The organism is Tessaracoccus oleiagri, from assembly GCF_900103275.1.
Lineage (GTDB): Bacteria > Actinomycetota > Actinomycetes > Propionibacteriales > Propionibacteriaceae > Arachnia > Arachnia oleiagri.
In genome coordinates this window covers 216,256-242,048 of the sequence record NZ_FNGP01000001.1, presented here as the reverse complement: position 1 = coordinate 242,048, position 25,793 = coordinate 216,256, and the positions used below count along the sequence as shown (strand labels likewise).

The following is a 25,793-nucleotide window of genomic DNA, read 5'->3' as shown; positions in this document are numbered from 1 at the left end:
GTCAGTGGGTGAGGCCGTAGAGCCGGTCGCCCGCATCACCGAGGCCGGGGACGATGAAGCCGCGCTCGTTGAGCCGCTCGTCCACCGCCGAGACGACGAGTGTGCACGGGACCTCGAGGTCCTCCAGCAGCTTCTCCATGTTGGCGATGCCCTCGGGGGCGGCCAGCAGGCAGATGCAGGTGATGTCGTCGGCGCCCCGCCCGACGAGGTACTTCACCGCGGCGCCGAGCGAGCCGCCGGTGGCCAGCATCGGGTCGAGGACGTAGCACTGTCGGCCCGACAGGTCCTCGGGGAGGCGCTCGGCGTAGGTCTTGGGCTCGAGGGTCTCCTCGTCGCGCAGCATGCCGAGGAACCCGACCTCGGCGGTGGGCACGAGGCGCAACATGCCGTCGAGCATCCCGAGACCGGCGCGCAGGATGGGCACCACCATCGGGGCCGGCTCGTCGAGCTTCGTGCCGACGGTGGGGGCCACCGGGGTCTCGATCTGGTGCTGGTGGACGCGCACGCCGCGGGTGGCCTCGTAGGCCAGCAGCGTTACCAGTTCCTCCACCAGGCGCCGGAACGTGGGCTGGACGGTGGTGCGGTCACGCAGCAGCGTGAGCTTGTGATCAACGAGGGGATGCGAGACGACACGTACTTCCACACGCTCACTTTCCCACACACCCGATGCCGACACCCAAACTCGGGCCGGGTAATGTGCGATCCGGCAAAGCGTGGTTGGATTGAGGTCCGGTCAAGTGAAGGGAGCCGTGCGATGGGCGTGTTCGACGAAGACGCTGAGCCGTTCGACCTCGTGGAGGACGGCGACGACGATGCGGACCTGGAGGATGACGACGACAGCGACGACGACTTCGAACTCGACGACGCGACCGAGGACGACGTGGACTTCGTCGTCGCGGCGTACCGCGAGGACGGGAAGCCGACGGTGGTCCCCCTCGACTTCGACCTGGCCAACGACCTCGACGAGCTCATCCGCCAGCTGTCCCGGTTGCCGGGCGACTCCGGCGCCGACGCGTTCGTCTCCGTCGACAACGACTTCTTCGTGATCGTGCGCGCCCGCGGCCGCGTCGTCGAGGTGCTGCTCTCCGACGCGACGGCCGCCAACGACTGGCCGCTCGCCCGTGACGTCGTCGACTACCTCGGCGAGGAGATCCCCGACGAGGACGAGGACTCGTACCCGCTGGGCGACATGGAGATGTTCTCCGCCAGCGGCCTGCGCGGCTTCGAGCTCGAGGCGATCGCCACCGACTACGACTCGGACCCGGTGGACCTCGTCGAACTCATCGCCGACAAGCTGAAGATCGGCGACCAGTTCCGGCTCGCGGCGGCGTCCTTCGACGAGGAGTGATGGGCGGCCGCTGGCACCCGACGATGCGGCTCGCCATGGAGGTGGCCCGGCAGGTGGAGGCCCACGGTGACGTGCCGATCGGGGCCGTCGTCCTCGACCCCGACGGTGAGGTGGTGGCCACCGCCGGCAACGAGCGCGAACTCCTGCAGGATCCCACCGCGCACGCCGAGATCCTCGCGCTCCGGCGCGCCGCGGAGAAGCTGGGGGAGTGGCGGCTCACCGGCTGCACGCTGGTCGTCACGCTCGAACCCTGCACGATGTGCGCCGGAGCGATCGTCGCCTCCCGCATCCAGCGCTTGGTCTTCGGCGCCTACGACCCCAAGGCCGGCGCGGTCGCCAGCCTGTTCGACGTCGTGCGCGACTCCCGGCTCAACCACCGCGTCGAGGTGAGCGGCGGCGTGCTCGCGGAGGAGTGCGCGGCCCCCATCGAGGCGTTCTTCGACGCGCGCCGCCCCTGACGGCCGCTGCCGTCGATTGGCGCGCGGAGAAAGGTTGACGGTAAGCTACCGCACGGTGACGTGTCTGAGCGGCCGAAAGAGCTCGCCTCGAAAGCGAGTGTGGGGCAACCCACCGAGGGTTCAAATCCCTCCGTCACCGCCAGGCGAAAAAGCAATCCCCCGGACCAGTCCGGGGGATTCTTCGTTTTGTCAGCTGGTGGGTGACGCGGACGGGTCCGGCGCGGCGCTGCCGCCGGGCGAGGCGGACGGCGACGGCGAGGGGGAGGGCGACGGGTACTCGCACGTCACGCCCCCCTCGGTGGCCACCTCGGGCAGCGGGTTCGGGTTGACGCCCATGTACGTGGTGCCGACGAGCACGTCGACGGAACCGTCCACGCGATCGTCGTGCTGGATCACCGACTCCCGGAAGTGCGACTGGAGGAGCGTGAGCGCGGGCTCGTTCTCCGCGCTGCCGCGGATGATGGTCTCCGCCACCCGCTCGTCGGTGTTCGCGACGCGGAGCACCTCGAAGCCGTTGTTGCGGAGGTGGGCCGCCACCCGCCCTGCGAGTCCTGTGGCGAAGCCGCCGTTGAACACCCGCACGCTCACGTTGGCCGCAGTGATCACCTGCGCCGACCTCGTCACGCACGGCGTCGGCGAGGGCGACGGCAGCGGTGCGGTGAGGTTGCGCCAACCCCACGACGCGCCCCAGACCAGGAAACCGAGCAAGCCAAGCAGCAGAACCGGCGTCGCGATCAGACGAAACATTCGCACGTCGTAGTCCTTTCTGCGGGCGGCTTGGCCCAACTTACTTCAATTCGAGCACGCGCGCGTGCAACGTCTGGCGTTGCTGGAGCGCGGCGCGCAGCGCCCGGTGGAGGCCGTCCTCGAGGTAGAGCTCGCCGCCGTAACTGATGACGTGGGCGAAGAGATCGCCGTAGAAGGTGGATTCCTCGTCGAGCAGCGCCTCGAGGTCGAGGGTGCGTTTGGTTGTCACCAGCTCGTCCAGGCGCACCTGCTGGGGTGCGATGGCGCTCCAATCGCGGGGCTTGTAGCCGTGGTCCGGGTAGGGTCGGCCCTCCCCAACGCGCTTGAAGATCACGTGGCGATACTACCGTGCATGCGCGCCGCCCCCGGGGATGCCGGGCCCGCGGACCCGCATCAGGGCAAACCCCGGCCGGCGGCGGTACTCCTCAGTAGAGTTCCGTAACGTGACTGTGCACGAGATCCAGGACGGCTACACCTTCGACGGCGCCTCGGCCACGCTGGGGGTGCTGATGCACGACGACGCCCCGGTGCCGGACGTGCGCATCAACCTCCCGCTGGCGATGTTCAACCGCCACGGCCTCGTCGCGGGCGCCACGGGCACCGGGAAGACCAAGACGCTGCAGGTGATGGCCGAGGCACTGAGCGCCGCCGGCGTGCCGGTGTTCGCGGCGGACATCAAGGGCGACCTGTCGGGGCTCGCCACACCGGGTGAAGCGAGCGAGAAGCTGCTGGCGCGCGTCGCGCCGCTGGGCCAGGAATGGGCGCCGACGGCGTACCCCGTCGAGTTCTACGCGTTGGGCGGCCAAGGACACGGTGTTCCGGTGCGGGCCACGGTGACCGACTTCGGGCCGCTGCTGCTGTCCAAGGTGCTGGACCTCAACCAAGTGCAGGAGTCCTCGCTCGGGCTCGTGTTCCACTACGCAGACCGGGCGGGGCTGCCGCTGCTGGACCTCAAGGACCTCGTCGAACTGCTGCGATTCCTGACCTCCGACGAGGGCAAGCCCGAGCTGAAGGGGATCGGCGGCGTGTCGACCGCGACCGCCGGCGTCATCCTGCGCTCGCTCGTCGCGCTCTCCGACCAGGGCGGTGACGCCTTCTTCGGCGAGCCGGAGTTCGACCCGGCGGAGCTCCTGCGCACGGCGGCCGACGGTCGCGGTGTGATCTCCCTGCTGGAGCTGCCGCAGCTCGCGTCGCGGCCGGCGCTGTTCTCCACGTTCCTGATGTGGCTGCTGGCGGACCTGTTCGAGACGCTGCCCGAGGTGGGCGACGTCGACCGGCCGAAGCTGGTGTTCTTCTTCGACGAGGCGCACCTGCTCTTCAAGGGCGCGTCGAAGGCGTTCCTCGACTCCATAACGCAGACCGTCCGGCTGATCCGGTCCAAGGGTGTGGGCGTGTTCTTCGTCACGCAGACGCCCAAGGACCTGCCCGATGACGTGCTCGCCCAACTGGGCTCCCGCGTGCAGCACCAGTTGCGCGCGCACACGCCGAACGACGCGAAGGCCCTGCGCGCCACCGTCGCCACCTACCCGGTCTCCGGCTACGACCTCGAGCGACTCCTGCAGGAGCTGGGGATCGGCGAGGCCGTCGTCACGGTGATGGACGAGGAGGGCGCGCCGACGCCCGTCGCGCACACCCGCATGTGGGCACCGAAGGCGTCCATGGACCCGACCCCGGACGCGGAGCTGGAGCGCATCGTCGGGCACTCGCCGCTCAGCGCGAAGTACGGCGCGGCCGTGGACCGTGAGTCGGCGTACGAATTACTGGTGAAGCGGATGGAGGAGAGCGCTGCCGCGGCCGAGGCGGAGGCGCGGGCGGAGGCCGAGGCCGAGGAGCGGGCGCGCGCGGAGAGGCAGGCGCGGCCAGAGGCGCCCCGCTCCGGCCGGAGCCGCCGGCCCGAGCCCAGCCTCATCGAGAGCGTCACGAAGTCCACCGCGTTCCGCCAGGCCGCGAGGACGGCGGCGCGGGAGGTCGTGCGCGGGCTCTTCGGCATGCTGAAGAAACGCTGAGCTACTCCAGCAGGTCGGTGTCCCGCCGGCCGAGGACGGAGAGGTGGTCGAGCCACGGCGACGGGTCCGCCGACCAGTCGAGGGCGCGCATCTGCGCATCGGAGCGGCGGCCCGTCAGCACCCGCGACAGCTCGAACGTCGATCCCCTCAGCGTGGCGCGCGGCTCACCCTCCCCGGCGACGCCCGACCGCGACTCCGTCTCGAACCGCAGCGCGGGGCGCCCGGCCTCGCGCCAGGCTCGATCGAGCCAGCCGACGATGACGTCGAACGCGACGCGCACGCGCTCCTCGTCGCGGGCGCTGTCGTCGTGGAGGGTGCTGCGCACGTCCAGTTCGTGGGTGACGATGTCCGGCAGCATGTCGAGGCCCCGCTCGCGGAACAGCGCGGCCGACTCGAACCTGACCGCGTCGCGCCAGAGGTCCCGGATCTCGAACAGGTCCCGGGCGCTGAACCGCTCGACGTGCCCCGCCGCCCACGCGGGACTGGGGAAGCCGCGGGTGCTGCCGGTGATGAGGTCGATGAGGGCGCCGGTCTGGTGGGCGACGATGTCGCGCAACTCCCACCCGGGGCAGGCAGGCACTGGCAGCCGCTCGTTGTCCTCGGTGACGAGCTCGAGGATCGCCTCCTGCGCCTGCGTGTAGAGCTCCGCCGCCCGCTCGCCCTCGTCTGCCATGGGAAGTCCCTCCCCCGAAAGGAATGCCTCCATTGTGCCCCCGGAACGCGTCGACGGGGGCCGTGCGTGCTGGACGACCCCCGTCCGGGTTCGATGGGGCGGGTCAGTCGCCGAGCCCGGTGCCGACGTCGCGAGCGGTCTGGATCCAGGGGTGGTCGATGGGTACCAGCGAGAGGTTGCCGGCGACGTCCTCCAGCGGGACGGGGGCTGCCCCCTCGCCCTTCGAGGCGACCATGATGCCCGTCTCGCCCGCGTCGATCAGGTCCGCGGCGGCGGCTCCGATCACCGAGCCGAGGATCCGGTCCTCCGCGCACGGCGTCCCGCCGCGCTGCACGTAGCCGAGGATCGTGACGCGGCTCTCCAGTCCGGTGGCGGCCTCCACCTCCCGGGCCAGCCGGAACGGGTTCTCCCGGTGCTCGTCCTGGATGCGGGCGAAGTTGCTCCGTGCGATGGCCTTGGCCTCCGGCGTGGGCGCCGTCTTGATGAGCGACTCGGCCGCGTTGAGCTCGGCGGTGGCGCGGATGTCGCGCGCCCCCTCCGCGACCGCGAGGACGGAGAAGTTCGTCCCGCGCGCTTTGCGGCGCTCGATGGTCTCGACGATGGAGGAGAGGTCGTACGGGATCTCGGGCAGCAGGATGACGTCGGCGCCGCCGGCGATGCCGGCGCCCAGCGCCAGCCAGCCGGCCTTGTGGCCCATGATCTCGGCGATGATCACCCGGTGGTGGGAGTGGGCCGTCGAGTGGAGCCGGTCGATGGCGTCGGTGGCGATCTCCAGGGCGGTGGAGAACCCGAACGTGTTGTCGGTGTGCGCGATGTCCTTGTCGATCGTCTTCGGCAGGTGGATCACCGGGATCCCCGCCTGGTGGAGGCGCAGTGCGTTCTTCGCCGTCCCGCCGCCGCCCAGCATCACCACACAGTCGAGCTTGTTGCGCTCGACGACCTCGGCGATCGTCGGGATCATGTCGGTCGGCTGGTCGTCGACCATCATCTTGTGCACCTTGTCGCGGCTCGTGCCGAGGATGGTGCCGCCCGCGGTGAGGATGCCTGACAGAGAGGTGTGGTCGAGGTTGACCCACTGGTCCTCGGCGAGGCCCCGCACGCCGCCGCGGAAGCCGATGATCTCCATGCCGTGGCGCCCGATGGCCGCCTTGCCGAGTCCCCGGATCGCTGCGTTGAGCCCGGGGGCGTCGCCTCCGGCCGTCAGGACTCCGATGCGCTTGCCCATGCTCCTGGCCTCCATAGTCGGTGGTGCGTCAGACACTACCGTGCCGCCGCGCTCCGATGCGTCGCGTGCCGACGCCGACCCCGTGGGGTCCGCCGGACCGTCTGGGCCTATCGTGGAGGCATGTCGAGGATCCTCATCGTGTACAGCACGCGCGCGGGCACGACGGCGCACGTCGCGAACCTGCTGGCCCGCGAGTTCCGCCGGCTGGGTCATCAGGTGACCGTCGCCTCCGCCTCCGCCCAGCCGTCGCCCGAGGGGGCGGACTTCTACGTCGTCGGCAGCGGGATCCTCGCCAGCAACTGGAACCCCGAGGCGCTGGAGTGGCTCTCCACGCACGCCGACCAGCTGCGCGGCAGGCTGGCGCTCTTCAACGTGTGCCTCACCGCCGCCGACCCGAGCAAGCGGGAGGACGCGCTCGCCTACAACGACGAGGCCGCGGGCATCGTCGAGCCGGTGGCGAGCGAGTCGTTCGCCGGGCGCTTCCGTCCGGAACGCGTCAAGTGGTGGGAGCGGCTCATGCTCCGGATGCTGGGCCAGGGGGTCCAGGACCACATCGATCCCGCCGCCATCGCGGGCTGGGCGGACGACCTCGCTGGGGCAAGACTGGCAGAGTAGGGCCCATGCATGTGATGTTCATCTGCCTGGGCAACATCTGCCGGTCGCCGATGGCCGAGCGGGTCGCGAGAAAGCTCGCCGCGGAGCGCGGTCTCGACGTGCGGCTCACGTCGGCCGGCACCAGTGCCGAGGAGGCCGGGGCCCCGATCGACCGTCGCGCCCAGCGCCTGTTGCGCGAGCGGGGCTACGACGTGGAGGGCCACGTCGCACGACGCATCGACCAGCAGTTGATCGAGGACGTCGACCTCTTCGTCGTGGCGGAGGACTACCACGGGGACCGGCTGGCCCGCCTCGGCGTGGACCGGGCGAAGATCCGACTGGTGACCGACTACGACCCCGAGTCCGAGAAGGGCGCCCCGCTGCCCGACCCCTGGTACGGGGACCTTGACGGCTTCGAGGCCACCCTCGGCGTGCTCGAGCGCGCCATCCCCAACCTCCTCGACGACGTCGCCCGCGGGACGCGCGCGTAGCCTTTCCGTGGAATCCCGCCCCCGGCGGAGGGGGAGCGGCAAGATGGACCGCATGGTGTATCCCACGTATGTTCCCGACCAGAATCGTTACGACGGCCGCATGCCCTACCGCGCGTGCGGGCGCTCCGGCCTGAAGTTGCCCGCCATCTCCCTGGGGCTGTGGCAGAACTTCGGCGACGACAAGCCGATGGAGGTGCAGCGCGCCATCCTCCGGCGCGCGTTCGACGCCGGCATCACGCACTTCGACCTGGCGAACAACTACGGGCCCCCCTACGGGCAGGCCGAGATCAACTTCGGCACCATCATGCGGCAGGACTTCCACGGCCTTCGCGACGAGCTCATCATCTCCAGCAAGGCCGGCTACGACATGTGGCCCGGCCCCTACGGCCAGGGCGGCGGCTCCCGGAAGTACGTGCTCGCCTCGTTGGACCAGTCCCTGAAGCGGATGGGGCTCGACTACGTCGACATCTTCTACTCGCACCGGTTCGACCCCGACACCCCGCTCGAGGAGACCATGATGGCCCTCGACCAGGCGGTGCGCTCCGGCCGCGCGCTGTACGTCGGCATCTCGTCGTACTCCGCGGAGAAAACCCGTGAGGCCGCGCAGATCGCCCAGGAGCTCGGGACGCCGCTCCTCATCCACCAGCCGAGCTACTCGATGCTGAACCGCTGGATCGAGGAGCACCTGTTGGACGCGACGGAGGAGCTCGGCATGGGCGTCATCGCGTTCAGCCCGCTCGCGCAGGGCCTGCTGACCGACCGCTACCTCGGCGGCGAGATCCCTGAGGACTCACGCATGGCGCGTGGCGGCTCGCTGCCGGAGAACCACCTGAGCGAGCAGACGCTGACGCACCTGCGGGCGCTCGACGAGGTGGCGAAGTCGCGGGGCCAGAAGCTGGCGCAACTCGCGCTTGCGTGGACGCTGCGCGACGAGCGCGTCACGTCGACGCTGATCGGCGCCTCCTCGGTGGAGCAGCTGGAGACGAACCTCGGCGCGCTCGAGAACCTCGTCTTCACCGACGAGGAAATCGAGACGATCGACCAGCACGCCGTCGACGGCGGCATCAACCTCTGGGCGCGCTCGTCGGCTCACTGAGCAGCACGGGCTCCGCGGGGCGGTGGTGCTCGGGGCCGATCGTCGGATCGGCCCCGAGCTCCCCGCTCACGTGCACCTTGCAGATCGGCCCGATCTCGAACTCGCCGACCTCCCGGTCGGGCAGCGCGCCGCGCAGGAACCCGAGGTGCACCTTGCACACCGCCTGCAGGGTCTCGGGCGCCATCGTCGAGCGGAACGGGCAGCGGCCGAAGTTGAGCACCTGGCCGTCGATCTCGGGGGAGAACCCCGACTCCTTCATCGCGGTGATGACCTCGCCCACGTTGGCGTTGCCCTCGCGCAGCCGCGAGCCCCACTGGACCCCCGCACGCTCGGCGGACGCGTCGTCGGCGCAGAAGTGGTCGAGCAACATGGTGGTCAGGTCGATGAGGTGCCGATCGCTCACCGACGGCGCTTGCCGGGAGGGGGTGAAACCGACTTTCGGGCGACCGGTAGTCTTCGTGGGAAGAGGCGCGCGCTCCGCGAAGCCGGACTCCACGAGCTGCCCCAGGTGGTGGCGGGCGGAGTTCGGATGCAGATCGAGCACCTCAGCGACCTGGGCAGCGGTCAGGGGCGCGTTCGACTGCTGGAGGAGCTCCAGCACCTTCGCCCGCGTCGGACCGAGACCGTGACTTGCCATGGACCAATCATGCCCCTTGATTCAATGTTTTGGTAAATAAGAAGTAGGATTCCTGATCATGCTAGGCCTCAAGGATGCGTACGGCAGGGTGGCGCGGGACATGCGAGTCTCACTCACCGACCGGTGCAACCTCCGCTGCACCTACTGCATGCCCGCGGAGGGCATGGAGTGGATGCCTGGCGAGGTGACCCTGACCGACGACGAGACCATCCGACTGATCCGCGTCGCCGTCGAGCTCCTCGGCGTGACCAAGGTCCGCTTCACGGGCGGAGAGCCGCTCATCCGACCCGGCCTCGCCGACATCGTCGCCGGCACGAAGGCCATGACCGCGCACCACGGCGGCGCGCCGGAGGCGGCGCTCACCACCAACGGCATCGGGCTCGACAGGAAGCTCCCGGCGCTCGCGGCCGCCGGCCTCGACCGCGTCAACATCTCCCTCGACTCCCTCGACCGCGACCGCTACAAGCAGCTCGCCCGACGCGACCGCCTCGCCGACGTGCTGCGCTCCATCGACGCGGTGGCCGCCTCAGACCTGAAACCCGTCAAGATCAACTCCGTCATCATGCGAGGCGTCAACGAGCAGGACGCCATCCCGCTCGCCGAGTTCGCCCTCCGCAATGGCTACCAGTTGCGCTTCATCGAACAGATGCCGCTGGGGCCGAAGGGGGAGTGGGACCGCTCGCAGATGGTGACCCAGCGCGAACTGCTCGACACCCTGCACACCCGCTTCACGCTCGTGCCCGTCGACGAGCCGCGCGGCACCTCGCCCGCCGAGATCTGGGACGTGCTCCCCGACGGGACCCAGCCGGGCGGTCGGATCGGCGTGATCGCGTCCGTGACCAACCCCTTCTGCGGCGCCTGCGACCGCACCAGGCTCACCAGCGACGGCCAGGTCCGCACCTGCCTGTTCTCCAACACGGAGACCGACCTGCGCTCCATGATGCGCGGCGGCGCCTCGGACCAGGAACTCGCCGACGCCTGGACCGGCGCCCACCGACTGAAGCCCCGCGCCCACGGCATCGACGAGGACGGCTTCGTCCAGCCGGAGCGCAACATGAGTGCAATCGGAGGATGACATGCTGATCCGTTTCTTCGCCGGCGCCGCCGAGGCCGCCGGCACCGACACCCTCGAGGTCGACGCGAGCGGACACACCGTGGAGTCGCTGCGGGCACAACTGGGCGCCGACAACGCGCGCCTCGCCAAGGTGCTGGTGGCCTCGTCGCTCCTCGCCGACGGGGAACGCCGCAGCGAGGGGCCCCTCGACGACGTCGCCCAGCTCGACGTGCTCCCGCCGTTCGCCGGCGGGTAGGGCAGACCCCGCCCCGAGCGCCGAGACCCCCAACCGTTAGGGTGACCGAATGAACAAGATCGCGGCAGTGGTGGACGTCGACATCGACTGCGACGCCCTCTACGCGGCGGTGGCCGACGACCGCGCCGGCGCCGTCGTGAGCTTCTGCGGCGCCGTCCGCAACCACGACCACGGCAAGGCCGTGACCCAGATCGAGTACGTGGGCCACCCCTCCGCCGACGAGGTCATGCGGCAGGTCGTCGACGAGTTCGCCACCCGCGAGGGCGTCCACGCGATCGCCGCCCACCACCGCGTCGGCGTGCTCGGCATCGGAGGGGTCGCGCTCTACGTCGCCATCTCCGCCTCCCACCGCAGGCAGGCGTTCGACTGCGCCGCCGACCTCGTCGACCGCGTCAAGGAAGTCCTGCCCATCTGGAAGAAGCAGTACCTGACCGACGGCACGCACGAATGGTCGCAGTGCCCCTGATCGCTCGCCCGAGGTGCGCGGAGAGGAACACATGAGGACAGTCGCCGAACAACAAGAGATCGTGCGCGCGCTCGCGTCGCCGCTCGGCACCGAGAGGCTCCCGCTCGCGGAGGCCGAGGGCCGGGTCCTGGCCTCGGACGTCGTCGCGAAGCTGCCGGTGCCGCCGTTCACGAACTCCGCCATGGACGGGTACGCAGTCCGGGCGTCCGACGTGCTCGAGGGCCCCGTGGTGCTCGAGGTCGTTGGCGACGTCCCCGCCGGCGCCTCCTCGGTCCCCGACGTCGGCGAGGGCCAGGCCGCCCGGATCATGACCGGCGCCCCCATGCCCCCCAGTGCGGACGCCGTCGTGCCGGTCGAGGCCACCGACCAGCCCCGCGGCGAGGCGCCGCTGCCCCAACGGGTCGAGGTGCGCGAGCCGGTCGACGTCCGTCAGAACGTCCGGCTCCGCGGCGGCAACGTCCTGCCCGGCGACCCCGTCATGGCCGCCGGCTCCGTCCTCACGCCCGCGGCCCTCGCCTCGCTGGCCTCCGTCGGCTACGGGGAGGTCGACGTGTACGTCCGGCCCCGCGTGGCGGTGATCGCCACCGGCGACGAACTGGTCGCCGCCGGCCAGGAGCCCGGCTTCGGGCAGGTCCCCGACTCCAACACGTACCTCGTCGCCGGGCTCGCCCGTCGGTTCGGTGCCGAGGTCGTCGGCACCCATCGCGCGGGCGACGACCCGGGCGCCTTCCGTCGCATCCTCGACGAGGCGGCCCAGCAGGCCGACGTCGTCGTCACCACCGGCGGCGTCTCCGTCGGCGCCTTCGACGTCGTACGCACCGCGCTCACCGAGGCCGAGTACGAACCCGTCGCCATGCAGCCCGGCAAGCCGCAGGCCTCCGGCCGCATCACCACGCCCGACGGCCGCACCATCGTCTTCCTCGGGCTGCCCGGCAACCCCGTCTCCGTGTTCGTCTCCGGCTGGGCCTTCCTCCGCGAGGTGCTCGGCGCCATGACTGGCCGCCACATCCCCTGGCGCAAGCTGCGCCTACCCGCCTCCTGGGGCTGGAAGAGCCCCGCCGGCCGACAGCAGTTCATCCCCGTCGTCGTCGGGGAGGACGGCGTAGTCCCCGCCCACGAGAAGGGCTCCGGCTCGCACCTCATCGCCTCCCTCGTCCTCGCCGACGGCCTCGCCGTCGTGCCGGCCGAGACCACCGACGTGGCCGCGGGGGACACCGTCGACGTGTATCTGGTGGACTGACCCCATGGAGTTCACGCACCTCGACACCCGCGGCCGCGCCTACATGGTCGACGTCACCGCCAAGCAGCCCACCGTCCGCAGCGCCACCGCCGTCGGCTTCGTGGCCTGCTCCGACGAGGTCGTCACCGCCCTGCGCGACGGCACCGTCCCCAAGGGCGACGTCCTCGCCGTCGCCCGCGTCGCCGGCATCGCCGCCGCCAAACGGGTCCCCGAGTTGCTGCCGCTCGCGCACACCATCGGCGTCCACGGCTGCTCAGTGGAGCTCGACATCGTCGACCACGGCGTCGCCATCAGCGCCACCGTCAAGACCGCCGACCGCACCGGCGTCGAGATGGAGGCACTCACGGCCGTTACGGTCGCGGCGCTGGCGGTGGTGGACATGATCAAAGGGGTTGACCGGTCGGCCGAGATCGTGTCGGCGAAGATCGTGGCCAAGTCCGGCGGGCGTTCGGGCGACTGGGTGCGGCCGGACTGATTATTTCGTCTGGGGGCTCGACGGAGAATCGCGTCGGCGGCCCCTGCGTCCCCGGTCTGGGATCGAGGCGTTGCTTCGCGCTGTGTTCGGTGTTTCTTCTTAGGGCCGCCGACGCGATTCTCCGCTCGAGCTTCCCGGCCGCGCCTGTCGCTCCCGGCCGCACCCAGTCGGCCGGGCGCCCGGCCGGCTCGGCGGCGATGTTCGGCCACGCCCTCTCGGCCGATGGGCCGGTCTTCAGGGCTATTTCGAGCGCCGGTTCGGCTTCCAGCCTACGATCAGTAGTAGGACGATGATCGGAGGAATCATGGGCCGGATAGTGGTAGGAGTTGATGGGTCCGACGCCTCGAAGCGGGCCCTGGAGTGGGCGGCCGAGGAGGCTCGGCTGCACGGCGCGTCGCTGGAGCTGGTCTTCGTGTACCACCCGCCGTACGTGTCCGAGACGATCGCCAGCCCGGAGCAGGCGGACGCGATCTTCCTGCGGCCCAAGCAGGACGCGGAGCGGGTGCTCGCCCAGTTCGCGACGGAGGTGCGCGACGTGCCCGTCGAGACCCTGGCCGTCGAGGACGCCAGTCCCGCGAACGCGCTGGTGGACCACTCCCGCGGGGCCGACATGCTGGTGGTCAGTGCCCGGGGCATGGGGGCGTTCCGGAGGCTGATCCTCGGCTCGGTCAGCAGCCAGCTCGCGCACCACGCGGAATGCCCGCTGGTGATCATCCGCGGCGGCAAGCACGGCTGACGTGGGGGACGCAGCCGCTTCACGAGCGGGCCGGGCAGTGGGCGTAGCCTTCGGATTGTGGACCTCAACCGCTCAGCCCGCCGCATAGTCGGAGTCGTCGCCGGGCTCAACCTGCTCGGCGCGCTCGTCGAAGGAACCATCGCGGCCGCCATCGGCTCGGTGGCCCTCTGGGCGGACGCCGCCGACTTCCTCGAGGACTTCCTCATCAACGCGCTCGTCCTCGCCGCGCTCGGCTGGTCGGTCGCCTCGCGGAGGAAGGCGTCCTACGCGCTGGCGGGGCTGATCCTCATCCCCGCCGTGGCGGCGCTCGGGACCGCTGTCTACAAGCTCGCCAACCCGTCGGCGCCGGAGGCGTTCGCGCTCACCGGGACGGCGGTGTTCGCCATGGTCGTCAACCTGGTTTGCGCCATCCTGCTGATGCGCCTGCGAGGCGGCGGGGCGCTCCTCCGCGGCGCATGGCTCGCGGCCCGCAACGACGTCCTCGGCAACGTGCTGATCGTCGCGGCCGGCCTCGTCACGTTCGTGTGGGTGTCACCCTGGCCGGACGTCGCCGCCGGGCTCCTGCTCGCCGCCGTCAACCTGGGCGCCGCCAAGGAGGTCTTCGAGCAGGCCAGGGCCGAGGAACCCGAGATCGAGTTCGACCACGCCTGATCCGCGTCAGCTCAGCAGCTGCTGGATCAGGGGCGCCGCGACGGTGCCGCCCGAGTCCCCGACCTCGACGAACGCGGCCACCGCGTACTGGCCCGAGTAGGCGATCATCCACGCGTGGGTGCTCTGCTGCCCCTGCGCCCCGAACTGCGCCGTGCCGGACTTCGCGCCGGTGGCCAGCCCCTTGAGCATCGTCGCGGTCCCCTTGTTCACCGTCTCGGCCATCATCGCCCGCAACTCGCCCGCCTCCGCCGCCGTCAACGGGGCGGCGTTCGGTGCTGCGCGGTACTCGTCGACGAGCCACGGCACCACCGTCTCGCCCTTGGCCACCGACGCCGCGACGGCCGCCATGCCCATCGGCGACATCGTGACCTGGCCCTGACCGATCATCGACGCGGCACGGTCGATGTCGTTCTGCGGGTCCACGGTCCCGAAGTACGACGTGAAGCCCGCGTCGTAGTCGGTGCCGACGCCGAGCGAGCCCGCCGCAGCGTGCAGCTCGGCGCCCGTCACGTTCGCCGACGCCCGTGTGAACGCGGTGTTGCAGGAGTAGGCGATGGCGTCGGCCAGCGTGATGTTGCCGGTGTGGGCGTAGCCCGGGTAGTTGTTGAAGGTGTAGCTGCCGACGGTGTGCTGTGGGGTGCACTCCACCGTCGACGAGGCCTTCGCCCCCTTGCGCACCATGGCCAGCGCGGAGACGACCTTGAACGTGGAGCCCGGGGCGTACTTGCCGTAGGTGGCATACGGATAGGTGCCGGCGGCGGGGGAGTTGGCCGCCGCCGCGATTCCGCCCGTGGCGAGGTCGATGGCGACGATGGACGCGATTCCCTGCTGCCCGCCGAGGATGTCCTCGGCCTTCGCCTGCAAGTCGGTGTCCAACGAGAGGGTGATGGGGGCACCCACCGACTCCTCCTGGTTGAACACCACCTTCGTCTGGAACGAGGACTCCTCGGACCTCGGGACGAGCTCGACGCGCACGCCGGGCACTCCGCCCAGCCGCTCGTTGTACCGCGACTGGAGGCCGCTCAGCCCGATGACGTCGGTCTCGGTGAGCCGGCCCTCGGACTCGGCGATCATCTCCGCGGTCGGCGTACCGACGATCCCCAGCAGGCTGGCGGCGAACCCGTCGCTGGGCCCGACGGTGGCCTTGGTCTCCTTGACGTGGATGCCCGGGATGGCGGCCACGCCGGAGGGGATGTCCACCTGGCGGAGGGTCTGGGCGATCACGAACTGGCGCTCGCCGCCGCGGAGGACCTTGTTCTCGAAGGCGGCCGGGTCCATGTCGAGGACCGTCGCGAGTTGCCGCGCCGACGCGGCCCACTGCGCCTGGTCGACGCTCGCCTTGTCGATGCCGACCTCGAACAGCGAGACCTCCTCGACGAGGGCGACGCCGTTGCGGTCGTTGATGGGGGCCCGCTTCGGCTCCGTGACGACGCGGCGCATGCGGGACAGTTCGGTGAGCTCCGGGTGGATGACCGTCGGTGACCACACGAGCCGCCACTGTGCGTCGACCCATTTGAACACCGGCTGGGTCTCGTAGGTCCACGGCTCGTGGCCGATCGGGAACGAGTACTGGAAGGTGGCCGTCGCGGAGTTGTCCTCACCCGAGTAGCTGATGTCGCCGACCGTGATCGTGGGCGCCACGTCGTCCATGCCGGCGACGATGACCTCCAGCTCCTGCTGGGCCGCCGCGGCAGCCGACTGCATGGGGATCGCGGAGACGTCACCGGCGGCCAGCGCCTCGGCGAGGACAGCAGCGGCGTCGTCGGCGGCGGGGAGGTCTGTCGGCGGTTCCATCTGCGCGGAGGCGGCGGACTCGGTGCCCTCGTCGGCCTGGTCCTCCTGCGGATCTGGCGCACAGCCGGCCACCAGGAGTACGGCGGCCAGGAGCGCGGCCAGCCAGTGTCGGATCACGGTGGTCTCCCTTCGCGGCAAAGGATACAGATTTATTCCGCGATTGCGCCGTGGGCTACTCTGGAGAACGCGCGTTCGGCCCATGGCCCCGCGTTTCCACCGAACTAGGAGTGTCCACCGTTGAGTGAGATTTCACTGCCCATTTGGCTCGTCACCATTGCAGTGATCGCAGGGCTGTTGCTCTTCGACTTTGTGTTCCACGTCCGGCAGGCCCACATCCCCACTCTGCGCGAGGCCGCGATCTGGTCGGCCATCTACGTCGGCATCGCGATCGCGTTCGGCATCGCGGTGTGGGTGTTCGGCGGGCACCAGATGGGCGCGGAATACTTCAGCGGCTACATCCTCGAGAAGGCGCTCAGTGTCGACAACCTCTTCGTCTTCCTCATCATCATCAGCGCGTTCAAGGTGCCGCGGGCGGACCAGCAGAAGGTGCTGCTCTTCGGCATCGTCTTCGCGCTCATCGCCCGGAGCGTGTTCATCTTCGCCGGCAAGGCGCTGATCGACAACTTCCAGTGGATGTTCTACATCTTCGGCCTCTTCCTCATCTGGACCGCGATCCACATGCTGATGCCGGAGAAGGACGACCGCGACGAGGCGGACAACTTCATGATCCGCCTCGCGAAGCGGTTCCTGCACACCACGGACCACTACGACGGCGACAAGCTGTTCACCTACGAGAACGGCAAGCGCGTGCTCACGCCGATGCTGCTCGTCATGGTCGCCATCGGCGCCACCGACATCCTCTTCGCCTTCGACTCCATCCCGGCCATCTACGGCCTGACGACGAACGTCTACATCGTGTTCACGGCGACGGCGTTCTCCCTGATGGGTCTGCGGCAGCTGTACTTCCTCATCGACGGCCTGCTCGACCGCCTCGTGTACCTCAAGTACGGGCTCACCGCGATCCTCTTCTTCATCGGCGTGAAGCTGGTGCTGCACGCGCTCCACGAGAACGAGGTGCCGTTCATCAACGGCGGCAACCCGGTCCCGGTGATCGAGATCGGCGCCTTCGAGTCGCTGCCCGTCATCGTCGGCATCCTCGCCATCACGGTGCTCGCATCCGTCTACTCGCCCAAGGGCAAGGCGCTGTCCACCGTCACCGCGCTGCACCGCGCCGCGACGGCCTACCTGCACACCGAGGTCGAGGAGACCCCGGAGGAGCGCGAGGCCGCCTACCAGCGGATCCTCGAGCTCGAGGCGAGCCTCGAGTCCTACGACCCCGGACACGTCGAGTCGGCGAAGAACGACGGCCACGACGACCTCGTCGAGAAGGCTCACGCGATGCACGCCGCCGGCAGGTAGGGATGGAGTTCTGGCGGGCGCTGCGGCGTCTGTGGCACCACGTCGGATTCCGCCGCCTGCTCCTGCTCCGCACCCTGTCGCAGGCCGGTGACGGCACGCTGCAGGTGGGCATCGCGAGCTACATCCTCTTCTCGCCGCAGTCCCAGCCCAACGCCTGGGCCATCGCCGGCGTTCTCGCGGTCTCCCTCCTGCCGTACACGATCCTCGGCCCGCTGGTGTCCCCGCTGCTCGACCGGTGGCCCCGTCGCAACATCGCCCTCTGCTCCGACCTGGTGCGGACCGGGCTCGCGCTCCTGATCGGCGCGCTCATCTTCACCGGACAGACCAGCGGCTGGGGCATCCTCGTCATGATGCTGGCCCTGCTCGTGGCACTCAGCATCAACCGGTTCATGCTGGCGGGGCTCTCGGCCGGGCTGCAGCACACCGTCGATCCCGACGAGTACCTGTCGGCCTCGTCCATCGTCCCGACGCTCGGCCCGCTGGGCGTCGTGATCGGTGGGGTGCTCGGCTTCGGCACCCGGTTCGTCCTCGCGGGCACGCTGGAGGCGCACCAGGCCGATGGTGTCGTGTTCCTGCTCTCGGCCGCGCTGTTCGTCTGCTCGACCCTCGTCGCCTCCCGGTTCCCGCGACGGGGGCTCGGCCCCGAGCACGAGCACGCCACCGCCGTCCACCTGCGGGCGGTGCTGACCGGTCTCGCCGACGCCGCCGCGCACATCCGCCGCCGCCCGGCGGCCTGGACCGGCCTCCTGTCGATGACCGCCAGCCGCGTGCTCTTCAGCGCGTTCAGCATCATGGTGATCCTCATCGCCCGCAACGTCTGGCACCCCGTCGACGATCCCGAGGCGGCCCTCGGGGACCTGTCGATGTGGGGCCTGCTCACGGGCGCCGGCTTCCTGCTCGCCGCAGGCCTCGTCCCGACGCTGGTGCGCCACCTAGGGCTGCGCAACACCGTCGTCGTGCTGCTGGTCCTAGGGGCCGTCGCGCAGGCGGTCACCACCTTCACCGACGCGAAGTGGGCCGTCCTCGTCGTGAGCTTCTTGATCGGCCTCGTGGCCCAGAGCGTCAAGATTTGCGTCGACGGGCTCGTGCAGGCGCACGTCGGGGAGCGCTACAAGGGGCGCGCGTTCACGTTCTACGACATGGGCTTCAACGGGGCGTTCGTGGTGGCGGCCGTCCTCGTCGCCGCGCTCTTGCCCCCCGACGGCGACTCCCCGGCGGCGTTCGCCGCCATGGCGCTCGGCTACCTGTTCCTCGCGGGGCTGTTCATCTGGGCCAGCACCAAGATCGGCGTCGAGGACTTCGACCGCGGCACGGAAGACCTCCGCGCCCGTGCGGCGAACTAGACTCAGCCGCATGATGCGCAGAGTGCTGTGGTTCCTGGCCGTGTGCGGCGTCGTCTTCGTCGCGTTCTCTCTGAAGGACCGGCACGACCGCAAGAGGCGGCGGGAACTGTGGGCGGAAGCGACTGACTAGCGGGTCAACAGGCGGGGCCAACAAGGCGCCGCTCAGTAGCCCAGCATCTCCTTGCGCTTCGGCAGCCAGGCGATGGCGTCGCGGACGGCGTCGAGTTCGCTGAGCTGCGCCTCCCAGCCGAGCACGTCCTTCGCCTTCGACGAGACCGTGTAGACCCCAGCGACGTCGCCCGGGCGCGGCGGGCCGAACTGCACAGCCAGCGGGTCACCTGTGATCTGCTCGAAGCTCGCGGCGAGCTCCTTCACGGTCACGCCGTTGCCGGTGCCGATGTTGAAGACCTCGTAGGGGCGCTCGGCCGTCGCCGCGTCGAAGCCCTCGAGGGCGGCGACGTGTGCCCGGGCGAGGTCCCACACGTGGATGAAGTCGCGGATCCCCGACCCGTCGCGCGTGGGCCAGTCGACGCCGGTGACCGTGAAGGTCTCCTTGTTCGACCAGGCCTCGAGCAGCTTCGCCAGCACGTGGGTGGGCTTCTCGAGTTGCTGGCCGGAGCGCAGCTGGGGGTCGGTGCCGATGGGGTTGAAGTAGCGCAGGCTGAGCACCCGCACGTCGGAGGCCTTGGTGAAGTCCTCGAGGATCAGCTCGACGACGTACTTGGTGCGCGCGTAGGGGGAGCCGGGCGCCAGCGGCGACTCCTCGGTGACGACGAACTGCTCGTCCGGGGCGTAGATCGACGCCGAGGACGAGAACAGGAACCGCCCCACGCCGTGGCGCTCCAGCGCCTGCAGCAGCGTCACGGTCTTGCTGACGTTGTTCTCGTAGTAGCCGAGCGGGTCGGCCACCGACTCCGGAACGACGATGCGAGCCGCGCAGTGCACGACCGCGTCGATCCGGTGCTCGGTGAATATCCGGGCCAGCAGTGCCTCGTCGGCGATGTCGCCCTCGTAGGAGGTGCGGCCCCGGAGGAACTCGCGGCGCCCCGTCGAGAAGTCGTCGAGGATCACGACGTCGTGGCCCGCGTCCTCGCTGGCCGACGCCACCGTCGAGCCGATGTAGCCGGCCCCGCCCGTGATGAGGATCTTCATGTTCCGCCCTTCTGTCTCCGCGTCATCGTATTGGCGCAGGGGCGGCGCTCACCACCCGCGCGCAATCCATTCGTCCAAGTGCGGCTTCTCCGCGCCGATCGTCGTGGATTCCCCGTGGCCGGGGTGCACGACGGTGTCGTCGGGCAGGGTGAACAGCTTGTCGCGCACCGACGCGATCACCGTGGCGAAGCTCGAGTAGTCCCAGCGCGTGGCGCCCGGCCCGCCGGGGAACAGGGTGTCGCCGCTCAGCACGGCGCCCAGTTCGTCGATGCGGATCGACGTCGAACCCGGCGTGTGACCGGGGGTGCTCACCGCCCGCAGGGTGGTCCCTGCGACCTCGAACTCCGCCCCGTCGGACAGTGGGGCGAAGCCGTCCTCGAGGCCGGTGGCGTCCTCCCACAGGAACAGGTCCGCCTCGCCGAGGAAGATGGGCGCGTGCACCATGGCCGCGAATTCGGGGGCGGAGCGCGAGTGGTCCCAGTGCCCGTGGGTGAGCAGGACCGCCACGACCTCGCGTCCCCCGACCGCGTCTAAGACGGCCTCGGCATCGTGCGCGGGATCCACGACGACGACCTTCCGGTCGTCGCCCACGATCCAGACGTTGTTCTCGTGCTCGGGCGGCCCCTCGGGGTCGGCGTTGCCGGCGGTCACCAGACGTTCGATGCGGGCTGTGGACACGGTTCCTCCTGACTTGGGCGGCTGTTGCCACTCTACGGCCCGGCACCGGCCGCGTGGGCCGTGGGGGTTCGGAGCTGACCCGCGAGAAATGCCATACTGCCTCGCGTGTCCACGAAGCTGTTCGACGACGACTACGACCCGCTGGCGCCGCCGGTGGGCGTCGGGGAGTCCCCGGCCCCGGACACGTCCGCGGCCGAGGTTCCCGCCGACGATGAGGATCCCGTGGCCGGCGAGGAACTGGGGGAGGCCGGCGACGGCGGATTCGCCGGCACTGACGGCATCGTGCGGATCTGGTTCGACGAGGAGGGCCGCCTGGGCAAGGTGCGGGTCAGCCCGGTGTGGTTCCAGCGGCTGGCCCCGGGGAAGACGCTCGCGGACGCGTTCCGCCAGGCCTTCCGGGTGTCGTCGCTCCGGTTGGGTGAGGCGCCAGACCGTGAGCAGGTGGACTACGGGTCCCTCGATTTCGGCGACCTCCCGCCCTTCACCACGGAGACGATGAACGCCTACCTCGGGATGATGGAGGAGCACAAGCGCCGCTGGGATGACGCGATCGCCCGGGCGGAGGCAGCGCCGCGCCCGATTCGGAGGCCGGCCAGCGGAAAGTCGGCCGGTGTCGTCGTCACGCTCGACGACCACGGTCACCCGTCGTCGGTGCAGTTCGACGAGAACTGGCTCGACGAGGCGCAGGTGGGCGCCATCTGCACGCACGTCCTGACGGCGGCGCAACGCGCCCGGGAGAAGTTCGAACCCGTGGCCGACGGGAGCCTTGCCGAACTGGAGCGGTTCCGGGTGGAACACGACGTGCTGACGGCCGGCTTCCATGCCCTGCTCAACCAGAAGGAGCGTCGATGAACCAAGCAGAGGAAGCCTGGCGGGAGCTGCAGCGGCGCGCGGCGGAGTCGAAGTTCGGCGGCATCCGCGCCGACAGCGACGACCTCCTCCACGACCCCGAACTGCGCGAGGCCCTGATCAACCCCAACGCCGCCGGCGGCAGGGACGGCGAGGGCCAGGGCGGGACGCCGCCCCCCATGATGATGGCCGGGATGGGCGGGTCCGGGGCAGGACCCGGAGCCGTCGCGGCCCCTGGCGGGGCAGCCGGTGCAGGTGCGCTCGGCGCCGGAGCGGTCGGAGCCGGTCCGGCGGCCGCCGGGGCGATGGGCGCGGCACGGGCGCCGATGGCCGGCGGTGGGGCTGGGGCCGCGGGCGCCGGTGGTGGGTTCGGCGGCGGCTCCCCGGGCGGGCCCGGGGGAGTGCTTGCCTCGGGCAGCGACGAGCGCCTCACCATCCCGGAGGGCTGGCAGCCCGGCGACCCGATCCTGCCCGGCGACCCCCGGCACCCCGGCGGTTCCCACCCGATCTTCCCGGGCGACCCCGCCTACGCGGACCTGGTCCCCGGCTGGAACGGCCGCGACCTCGGCGCGCCGAACACCGACGACGGCAACTGGGACTTCGGCTCGCCCGGCAACGCCGGCGACGTCCCGACCGCGCCGCGGAGCCCCGACTGGACGACCACCGCGCCCGGCGGACAGACCACACCCCCGTACCCGGGGACCTCGCCGGGGGGCGTCGGGACGGGAGGCACGTACCCCGGCGGACCGGGCAGCGGCGGTGCCGACCCGGTCGGCGGCGGAACGGCCGGAGGCACCACGGGCGGGAGCGGCACGTCGACCGGCTCCTACCCGGGCGGCTCCTACCCGAGCGGTGGGAGCTACGGCGGGTCCGCGCCCTCGGGGGGGTCGACGAGCGGCGGGCTCCCCTCCGGCGGGGGCACCGGCGGGACGAGCGCGGGCGGCTCGGCGTCCGGCGGCGCGACCGGTGCGGGCACATCGGGCGGATCCGGCGGGGGCGGTGACACCAGCTACGCCGTGGAGCCGGCGAACCTCCGGGAGGCGGCCAAGAAGTGGCACGAGTCGGCGGACACCGTGAGCGCCAGCCGCGCCAACATGGAGGTTCCCGCGGACCTCGGCTTCGCGAGTTCCGCGGCGGGCCCGTCGAGTGAGCTGGCCGCCAGCGTCGAGCAGTGGGCTGCGCAGGCCAGCGAGGAGTTCAACGGCATCGGCGAGAGCCTCGGTGGCGCCGCGGACGCGTACGAGTCCAACGAGCAGACGGGTGCCGCCACGGCGTCCGGGGTCGGGAGCTGAGCAGCATGGTAACCACCGCCGCGGATTTCGCGGGCACCGTCGGGCAGCAACTGAGCGACTACACCGCCAAGTACGGCGACCGCGCGGCGAGCGCGGAGTACCAGAAGCTCGGTCAGGCGCTCACCGACCTCGAGGAGGCGCTCGAGTCCGCCATCGCCATGGACAAGGCGCAGGCGGACGGCTTCTGGATGGAGGCCAAGGCGTTCCTGCGCGACGGCTTCAACTACTGGGGCGAGAAGGCGAAGTTCGACGCGGCCGTGGCCGGCATCGTCGACGGAGCCCGCGACGCGATGGCGAAGATCCGGGCGCTCGTCGAGAAGGAGGCGATCCCCAAGATCCCGCTCCCGGATGAGCTCACCGCGGTCTCCGAGCGCTGGCGCTCGGTCGCCTCCGACGCCGCGGCGGTGACCGGCCGCGTCCCCGAGCTGCAATCCGTGGAGGGCTGGTCGGGCTCCGCCTACGCGCAGTACCGCACCATGACGGGCGTGCAGGTGGAGGCGTGCAAGGAGTTCGTCAACATGCCCCGGGCGCTGACGAGGGCGTACGCGGCGGCCGCCGACCTCAACAAGGCCGTGCTGAGCGTCGTGTACCGAGAGGTCACGGGGGCGCGAGCCGCATCCGCCCAGTGCTACGTGCCGCAGGAGGGCCGCTACTACGTCCACACCGCGAGCATGCGCAACACCCTGGAGCAGTGCCTCGGACGACTGCCGGAGGCCCTCGGGGTGGCGGATGCGCCGTCGTCGTCGCTGGGCAGCGAGCTCAGCGAGGTGCGTTCGGCGCCCGTCGTGATCAGCGGCGGCTGGCCGAGCGGCGCGGCGATGGCGGGTCGACGGGCGGGCGACACCTCGGCCGACGTACCAGCACCGCCTGCTGCCGACATCCCGAAGCCCAACTACCCGGGCGGCCCCGCGGACGGCGTCGAGCGTTGAGGCGCGGCCGCATCGTCCTGTCGCTCATGGCCGCGCTGGGGCTCCTCGCCGGCTGCGGCGGCGGACGGCCGATTCCGGTGCCCCAACCCGAGCCGACCGCTTCGGCGACGCTCCCGGTGCCCGGGGCCGCGCCAGGCAGCGGTCCGGTGGTCGGCGGGGAGAGCATCGATCCCGCAGACTTCGGCGGGTTCCCGCCCCGCAAGGTCGGGCCGCCCACGTTCCTCGGCACCGCGGGCCAGGTGCCGCTGCCCGAGGAGGTCGGCGATTACCAGCTGCTCCCCGCGGCCGCGTGGGTGGACGAGGGACGTTCGCAGGGAAGCTACGAGGGATCTGACGGGCGCCAGTTCACCTTCGTCGTCCACATGAACTTCGGCTCGTACAAGGCGATGATGGAGCGGCTCTCGGGACACCGGGAGGTCGGCAACTCCGTCTGCGGCGAGAGCCCGAGCGGGGAGACGAACTGCGCGGCCGCCACCAAGGACGCCGACCTCACGATCTCACCCGACCTTGGCAGCGACTTCGACGCCGAGGAACTGGACGCGCTCATCGAGGACTTCCTCGACTGGTACGGCGCCAACCTCTGACCTTGGCGCGTCCGGCCGCCGGCGGACCCGCACCCCGGCAAGATGGGGGAGAGTCCCCGAGGAAGTGAGCGCCGTGACCGAGAAGCAGTACGTCCTTTCCATCGACCAGGGCACGACGAGCAGCCGCGCCATCGTCTTCGACCACGGTGGCCGCGTCGTCGCCGTCGGCCAGAAGGAGCACGAGCAGATCTTCCCGCGCGCCGGCTGGGTGGAGCACGACCCGATGGAGGTCTGGCGCAACGTGCGCGCCGTCGTCGCCGAGGCGCTCTCCGCGGCGGAGCTCAACCACCGGGACCTGGCGGCCGTCGGCATCACCAACCAGCGCGAGACCACGGTCGTGTGGGACCGGACCACCGGGGAACCGGTCCACAACGCGATCGTCTGGCAGGACACCCGCACGGCGCGCATCGTCGAGGAGTTGGGCGGCGAGGCCGGGCAGGATCGCTACAAGGACCGCGTCGGGCTCCCGCTGGCGACGTACTTCTGCGGCCCGAAGGTGAAATGGATCCTCGACAACGTCGACGGCGCCCGCGCGCGGGCCGAGGCCGGCGAGCTGCTCATGGGAACGATGGACAGCTGGCTGCTTTGGCACATGACCGGGGGCGTGGACGGCGGCGTGCACGTCACCGACGTCACCAACGCCTCCCGCACCATGCTGATGGACCTGCAGACCCTCGCCTGGGCCGAGGACATCGCCGCGGACATGGGCATCCCCACGTCGATGCTGCCCGAGATCCGCAGCTCCGCCGAGGTCTACGGCCACGGCCGCTCACGCGGGATGCTCGACGGCGTGCCGATCGCCGGCATCCTCGGCGACCAGCAGGCCGCCACCTTCGGGCAGGCCTGCTTCGACGTGGGCATGGCGAAGAACACCTACGGCACCGGCAACTTCATGCTCATGAACACCGGCACGGAGCCCGTCCTCTCGAACAACGGGCTGCTCACCACCGTCTGCTACCGCATCGGCGACGCGCCCCCCGTCTACGCGCTGGAGGGCTCCATCGCGGTCACCGGGTCGCTCGTGCAGTGGCTGCGCGACAACCTGGGCATCATCCGCTCCGCCGAGGAGGTCGAACAACTCGCGGCCGGCGTCGAGGACAACGGCGGGGCCTACTTCGTGCCCGCCTTCTCCGGTCTGTTCGCCCCCTACTGGCGCTCGGACGCACGCGGCGTGCTCGTCGGCCTCACCCGCTACGTCAACCGGGGCCACATCGCCCGCGCCGTGCTGGAGGCGACGGCGTACCAGACCCGGGAGGTGCTCGAGGCGATGGAGGCCGACTCGGCGACCAAGCTCGCGGAACTCCGCGTCGACGGCGGCATGACGGCCAACGAGACGCTGATGCAGTTCCAGGCCGACCAGCTGGGTGCCGACGTGGTTCGCCCGGTCGTCGCGGAGACCACGGCGCTGGGCGCCGCCTACGCCGCGGGCATCGCCGTCGGGTTCTGGGAGGGTGAGGCGGACGTCGTCGCGAACTGGTCCGAGGGCCGTCGCTGGCGGCCGCAGATGGCGTCCGCCGAGCGCGAGCGGCTCTTCCGCAACTGGAAGAAGGCCGTCACCCGCAGCTTCGACTGGGTCGACGACGACGTGAGCTGACCTGGC

29 protein-coding genes and 1 tRNA gene are annotated in these 25,793 nt (G+C 70.7%); 21 read left to right on the top strand and 9 right to left on the bottom strand.

All coding sequences use genetic code 11. The annotated features are described in order from the left end of the window. Position 1: 1 nt before the first annotated feature. On the bottom strand, positions 2-643 hold the full coding sequence (gene upp / locus BLR46_RS01050; protein WP_093248101.1) for a uracil phosphoribosyltransferase: 642 nt from the start codon (positions 641-643) through the stop codon (positions 2-4). A gap of 111 nt (positions 644-754) precedes the next feature. Here upp and BLR46_RS01045 point away from each other — a divergent pair, with 111 nt between their 5' ends. The 3 genes from BLR46_RS01045 to BLR46_RS01035 all read left to right on the top strand — a co-directional run bounded on the left by BLR46_RS01045 (position 755) and on the right by BLR46_RS01035 (position 1,948). Continuing rightward, positions 755-1,348, top strand: coding sequence for a tRNA adenosine deaminase-associated protein (locus BLR46_RS01045; protein ID WP_093248099.1), 594 nt, complete (start codon positions 755-757; stop codon positions 1,346-1,348). A 23-nt stretch (positions 1,349-1,371) separates the two neighbouring features. Then, positions 1,372-1,806, top strand: coding sequence for a tRNA adenosine(34) deaminase TadA (gene tadA, locus BLR46_RS01040; protein WP_218118326.1), 435 nt, complete (start codon positions 1,372-1,374; stop codon positions 1,804-1,806). A 54-nt stretch (positions 1,807-1,860) separates the two neighbouring features. Beyond that, positions 1,861-1,948, top strand: a tRNA-Ser gene (locus BLR46_RS01035). A 47-nt stretch (positions 1,949-1,995) separates the two neighbouring features. Here BLR46_RS01035 and BLR46_RS01030 read toward each other — a convergent pair. Both BLR46_RS01030 and BLR46_RS01025 read right to left on the bottom strand, forming a co-directional pair. Further along, entirely contained in the window at positions 1,996-2,553 is a 558-nt protein-coding gene (locus BLR46_RS01030; protein ID WP_093248095.1) for a LytR C-terminal domain-containing protein, read from the bottom strand. 40 nt (positions 2,554-2,593) lie between these two features. After that, positions 2,594-2,887 carry a type II toxin-antitoxin system VapB family antitoxin gene (locus BLR46_RS01025; RefSeq protein WP_093248093.1) on the bottom strand — a complete coding sequence of 98 codons (294 nt, stop codon included), beginning with the start codon at positions 2,885-2,887 and terminating at the stop codon, positions 2,594-2,596. A 109-nt stretch (positions 2,888-2,996) separates the two neighbouring features. Here BLR46_RS01025 and BLR46_RS01020 point away from each other — a divergent pair, with 109 nt between their 5' ends. Next, the gene (locus tag BLR46_RS01020) at positions 2,997-4,559 is read left to right on the top strand and encodes a helicase HerA-like domain-containing protein (protein WP_245701433.1); all 1,563 of its coding nucleotides are present in this window, start codon (positions 2,997-2,999) and stop codon (positions 4,557-4,559) included. Between the two features lies 1 nt (position 4,560). Here BLR46_RS01020 and BLR46_RS01015 read toward each other — a convergent pair whose 3' ends face one another. Both BLR46_RS01015 and BLR46_RS01010 read right to left on the bottom strand, forming a co-directional pair. Then, positions 4,561-5,232 (bottom strand): maleylpyruvate isomerase family mycothiol-dependent enzyme, encoded by a 672-nt coding sequence (locus BLR46_RS01015; RefSeq protein WP_093248089.1) that lies wholly within the window; start codon positions 5,230-5,232, stop codon positions 4,561-4,563. 103 nt (positions 5,233-5,335) lie between these two features. Continuing rightward, positions 5,336-6,472, bottom strand: coding sequence for a 6-phosphofructokinase (locus BLR46_RS01010; RefSeq protein WP_425441377.1), 1,137 nt, complete (start codon positions 6,470-6,472; stop codon positions 5,336-5,338). A 105-nt stretch (positions 6,473-6,577) separates the two neighbouring features. Between BLR46_RS01010 and BLR46_RS01005 the strand changes: the two genes are divergently transcribed. The 3 genes from BLR46_RS01005 to mgrA are packed head-to-tail and all read left to right on the top strand — an operon-like array spanning position 6,578 to position 8,638. Continuing rightward, entirely contained in the window at positions 6,578-7,072 is a 495-nt protein-coding gene (locus BLR46_RS01005) for a flavodoxin domain-containing protein (RefSeq protein WP_093248083.1), read from the top strand. Between the two features lie 5 nt (positions 7,073-7,077). Then, on the top strand, positions 7,078-7,542 hold the full coding sequence (locus BLR46_RS01000; protein ID WP_093248081.1) for a low molecular weight protein-tyrosine-phosphatase: 465 nt from the start codon (positions 7,078-7,080) through the stop codon (positions 7,540-7,542). A 52-nt stretch (positions 7,543-7,594) separates the two neighbouring features. Next, the gene (gene mgrA / locus BLR46_RS00995; protein WP_176761665.1) at positions 7,595-8,638 is read left to right on the top strand and encodes an L-glyceraldehyde 3-phosphate reductase; all 1,044 of its coding nucleotides are present in this window, start codon (positions 7,595-7,597) and stop codon (positions 8,636-8,638) included. Here mgrA and BLR46_RS00990 read toward each other — a convergent pair. Then, positions 8,607-9,275 (bottom strand): helix-turn-helix transcriptional regulator, encoded by a 669-nt coding sequence (locus BLR46_RS00990; RefSeq protein ID WP_093248077.1) that lies wholly within the window; start codon positions 9,273-9,275, stop codon positions 8,607-8,609. The genes mgrA and BLR46_RS00990 overlap by 32 nt on opposite strands. 58 nt (positions 9,276-9,333) lie before the next feature. Between BLR46_RS00990 and moaA the strand changes: the two genes are divergently transcribed. From moaA to BLR46_RS00955, 7 genes are all read left to right on the top strand, one after another. Continuing rightward, entirely contained in the window at positions 9,334-10,350 is a 1,017-nt protein-coding gene (moaA, locus tag BLR46_RS00985) for a GTP 3',8-cyclase MoaA (RefSeq protein ID WP_093248075.1), read from the top strand. A gap of 1 nt (position 10,351) precedes the next feature. Beyond that, entirely contained in the window at positions 10,352-10,585 is a 234-nt protein-coding gene (locus BLR46_RS00980) for a MoaD/ThiS family protein (protein WP_093248073.1), read from the top strand. A 49-nt stretch (positions 10,586-10,634) separates the two neighbouring features. Beyond that, positions 10,635-11,051, top strand: a complete 417-nt coding sequence (locus BLR46_RS00975) for a molybdenum cofactor biosynthesis protein MoaE (RefSeq protein ID WP_093248071.1) — start codon at positions 10,635-10,637, stop codon at positions 11,049-11,051. Between the two features lie 31 nt (positions 11,052-11,082). Further along, on the top strand, positions 11,083-12,291 hold the full coding sequence (locus tag BLR46_RS00970) for a molybdopterin molybdotransferase MoeA (protein WP_093248069.1): 1,209 nt from the start codon (positions 11,083-11,085) through the stop codon (positions 12,289-12,291). Between the two features lie 4 nt (positions 12,292-12,295). Then, positions 12,296-12,766, top strand: a complete 471-nt coding sequence (gene moaC, locus BLR46_RS00965; protein ID WP_093248067.1) for a cyclic pyranopterin monophosphate synthase MoaC — start codon at positions 12,296-12,298, stop codon at positions 12,764-12,766. Between the two features lie 316 nt (positions 12,767-13,082). Continuing rightward, entirely contained in the window at positions 13,083-13,502 is a 420-nt protein-coding gene (locus BLR46_RS00960; RefSeq protein WP_176761604.1) for a universal stress protein, read from the top strand. 57 nt (positions 13,503-13,559) lie between these two features. Next, complete coding sequence (locus BLR46_RS00955; RefSeq protein ID WP_245701431.1) at positions 13,560-14,153, top strand: cation diffusion facilitator family transporter; 594 nt, start codon at positions 13,560-13,562, stop codon at positions 14,151-14,153. A gap of 6 nt (positions 14,154-14,159) precedes the next feature. Here the strand turns inward: BLR46_RS00955 and BLR46_RS00950 are convergent, their stop codons facing one another. After that, on the bottom strand, positions 14,160-16,064 hold the full coding sequence (locus tag BLR46_RS00950; RefSeq protein WP_176761603.1) for a penicillin-binding transpeptidase domain-containing protein: 1,905 nt from the start codon (positions 16,062-16,064) through the stop codon (positions 14,160-14,162). A gap of 120 nt (positions 16,065-16,184) precedes the next feature. Between BLR46_RS00950 and BLR46_RS00945 the strand changes: the two genes are divergently transcribed. Beyond that, positions 16,185-17,366, top strand: a complete 1,182-nt coding sequence (locus BLR46_RS00945) for a TerC family protein (RefSeq protein WP_245701429.1) — start codon at positions 16,185-16,187, stop codon at positions 17,364-17,366. 2 nt (positions 17,367-17,368) lie between these two features. Next, a complete protein-coding gene (locus BLR46_RS00940) occupies positions 17,369-18,709 on the top strand; it encodes an MFS transporter (protein WP_093248059.1) in 1,341 nt (446 codons plus the stop codon). A 162-nt stretch (positions 18,710-18,871) separates the two neighbouring features. Here BLR46_RS00940 and galE read toward each other — a convergent pair whose 3' ends face one another. Then, positions 18,872-19,861 carry a UDP-glucose 4-epimerase GalE gene (gene galE, locus BLR46_RS00935; protein ID WP_093248057.1) on the bottom strand — a complete coding sequence of 330 codons (990 nt, stop codon included), beginning with the start codon at positions 19,859-19,861 and terminating at the stop codon, positions 18,872-18,874. Between the two features lie 48 nt (positions 19,862-19,909). Then, positions 19,910-20,539 carry an MBL fold metallo-hydrolase gene (locus BLR46_RS15370; RefSeq protein WP_245701427.1) on the bottom strand — a complete coding sequence of 210 codons (630 nt, stop codon included), beginning with the start codon at positions 20,537-20,539 and terminating at the stop codon, positions 19,910-19,912. A gap of 105 nt (positions 20,540-20,644) precedes the next feature. On the opposite strand from BLR46_RS15370, the gene BLR46_RS15365 reads away from it, so the two are divergent. The 5 genes from BLR46_RS15365 to glpK all read left to right on the top strand — a co-directional run bounded on the left by BLR46_RS15365 (position 20,645) and on the right by glpK (position 25,787). Further along, positions 20,645-21,391, top strand: coding sequence for a hypothetical protein (locus BLR46_RS15365; RefSeq protein WP_245701426.1), 747 nt, complete (start codon positions 20,645-20,647; stop codon positions 21,389-21,391). After that, positions 21,388-22,680: a hypothetical protein gene (locus BLR46_RS00925; RefSeq protein ID WP_093248053.1), complete on the top strand. Its 1,293-nt coding sequence runs from the start codon at positions 21,388-21,390 to the stop codon at positions 22,678-22,680. Before BLR46_RS15365 ends, BLR46_RS00925 begins: the two co-directional genes overlap by 4 nt. A gap of 5 nt (positions 22,681-22,685) precedes the next feature. Next, positions 22,686-23,609: a hypothetical protein gene (locus tag BLR46_RS00920; RefSeq protein ID WP_093248051.1), complete on the top strand. Its 924-nt coding sequence runs from the start codon at positions 22,686-22,688 to the stop codon at positions 23,607-23,609. Beyond that, a complete protein-coding gene (locus BLR46_RS00915) occupies positions 23,606-24,193 on the top strand; it encodes a hypothetical protein (RefSeq protein WP_093248049.1) in 588 nt (195 codons plus the stop codon). The genes BLR46_RS00920 and BLR46_RS00915 overlap by 4 nt, the downstream gene beginning before the upstream one ends. Before the next feature lie 73 nt (positions 24,194-24,266). Further along, positions 24,267-25,787, top strand: coding sequence for a glycerol kinase GlpK (gene glpK / locus BLR46_RS00910; protein ID WP_093248047.1), 1,521 nt, complete (start codon positions 24,267-24,269; stop codon positions 25,785-25,787). Positions 25,788-25,793: the final 6 nt, after the last annotated feature.

Excerpts from the sequence above, each read along its gene's own strand:
- BLR46_RS01045 (WP_093248099.1), top strand. The coding sequence starts at position 755 with ATGGGCGTGTTCGACGAAGACGCTGAGCCGTTCGACCTCGTGGAGGAC.
- tadA (WP_218118326.1), top strand. The coding sequence starts at position 1,372 with ATGCGGCTCGCCATGGAGGTGGCCCGGCAGGTGGAGGCCCACGGTGAC.
- BLR46_RS01030 (WP_093248095.1), bottom strand. The coding sequence starts at position 2,553 with ATGTTTCGTCTGATCGCGACGCCGGTTCTGCTGCTTGGCTTGCTCGGT.
- BLR46_RS01015 (WP_093248089.1), bottom strand. The coding sequence starts at position 5,232 with ATGGCAGACGAGGGCGAGCGGGCGGCGGAGCTCTACACGCAGGCGCAG.
- BLR46_RS01010 (WP_425441377.1), bottom strand. The coding sequence starts at position 6,472 with ATGGAGGCCAGGAGCATGGGCAAGCGCATCGGAGTCCTGACGGCCGGA.
- BLR46_RS01005 (WP_093248083.1), top strand. The coding sequence starts at position 6,578 with ATGTCGAGGATCCTCATCGTGTACAGCACGCGCGCGGGCACGACGGCG.
- BLR46_RS01000 (WP_093248081.1), top strand. The coding sequence starts at position 7,078 with ATGCATGTGATGTTCATCTGCCTGGGCAACATCTGCCGGTCGCCGATG.
- mgrA (WP_176761665.1), top strand. The coding sequence starts at position 7,595 with ATGGTGTATCCCACGTATGTTCCCGACCAGAATCGTTACGACGGCCGC.
- BLR46_RS00990 (WP_093248077.1), bottom strand. The coding sequence starts at position 9,275 with ATGGCAAGTCACGGTCTCGGTCCGACGCGGGCGAAGGTGCTGGAGCTC.
- moaA (WP_093248075.1), top strand. The coding sequence starts at position 9,334 with ATGCTAGGCCTCAAGGATGCGTACGGCAGGGTGGCGCGGGACATGCGA.
- BLR46_RS00980 (WP_093248073.1), top strand. The coding sequence starts at position 10,352 with ATGCTGATCCGTTTCTTCGCCGGCGCCGCCGAGGCCGCCGGCACCGAC.
- BLR46_RS00975 (WP_093248071.1), top strand. The coding sequence starts at position 10,635 with ATGAACAAGATCGCGGCAGTGGTGGACGTCGACATCGACTGCGACGCC.
- BLR46_RS00970 (WP_093248069.1), top strand. The coding sequence starts at position 11,083 with ATGAGGACAGTCGCCGAACAACAAGAGATCGTGCGCGCGCTCGCGTCG.
- moaC (WP_093248067.1), top strand. The coding sequence starts at position 12,296 with ATGGAGTTCACGCACCTCGACACCCGCGGCCGCGCCTACATGGTCGAC.
- BLR46_RS00940 (WP_093248059.1), top strand. The coding sequence starts at position 17,369 with ATGGAGTTCTGGCGGGCGCTGCGGCGTCTGTGGCACCACGTCGGATTC.
- galE (WP_093248057.1), bottom strand. The coding sequence starts at position 19,861 with ATGAAGATCCTCATCACGGGCGGGGCCGGCTACATCGGCTCGACGGTG.
- BLR46_RS00925 (WP_093248053.1), top strand. The coding sequence starts at position 21,388 with ATGAACCAAGCAGAGGAAGCCTGGCGGGAGCTGCAGCGGCGCGCGGCG.
- BLR46_RS00920 (WP_093248051.1), top strand. The coding sequence starts at position 22,686 with ATGGTAACCACCGCCGCGGATTTCGCGGGCACCGTCGGGCAGCAACTG.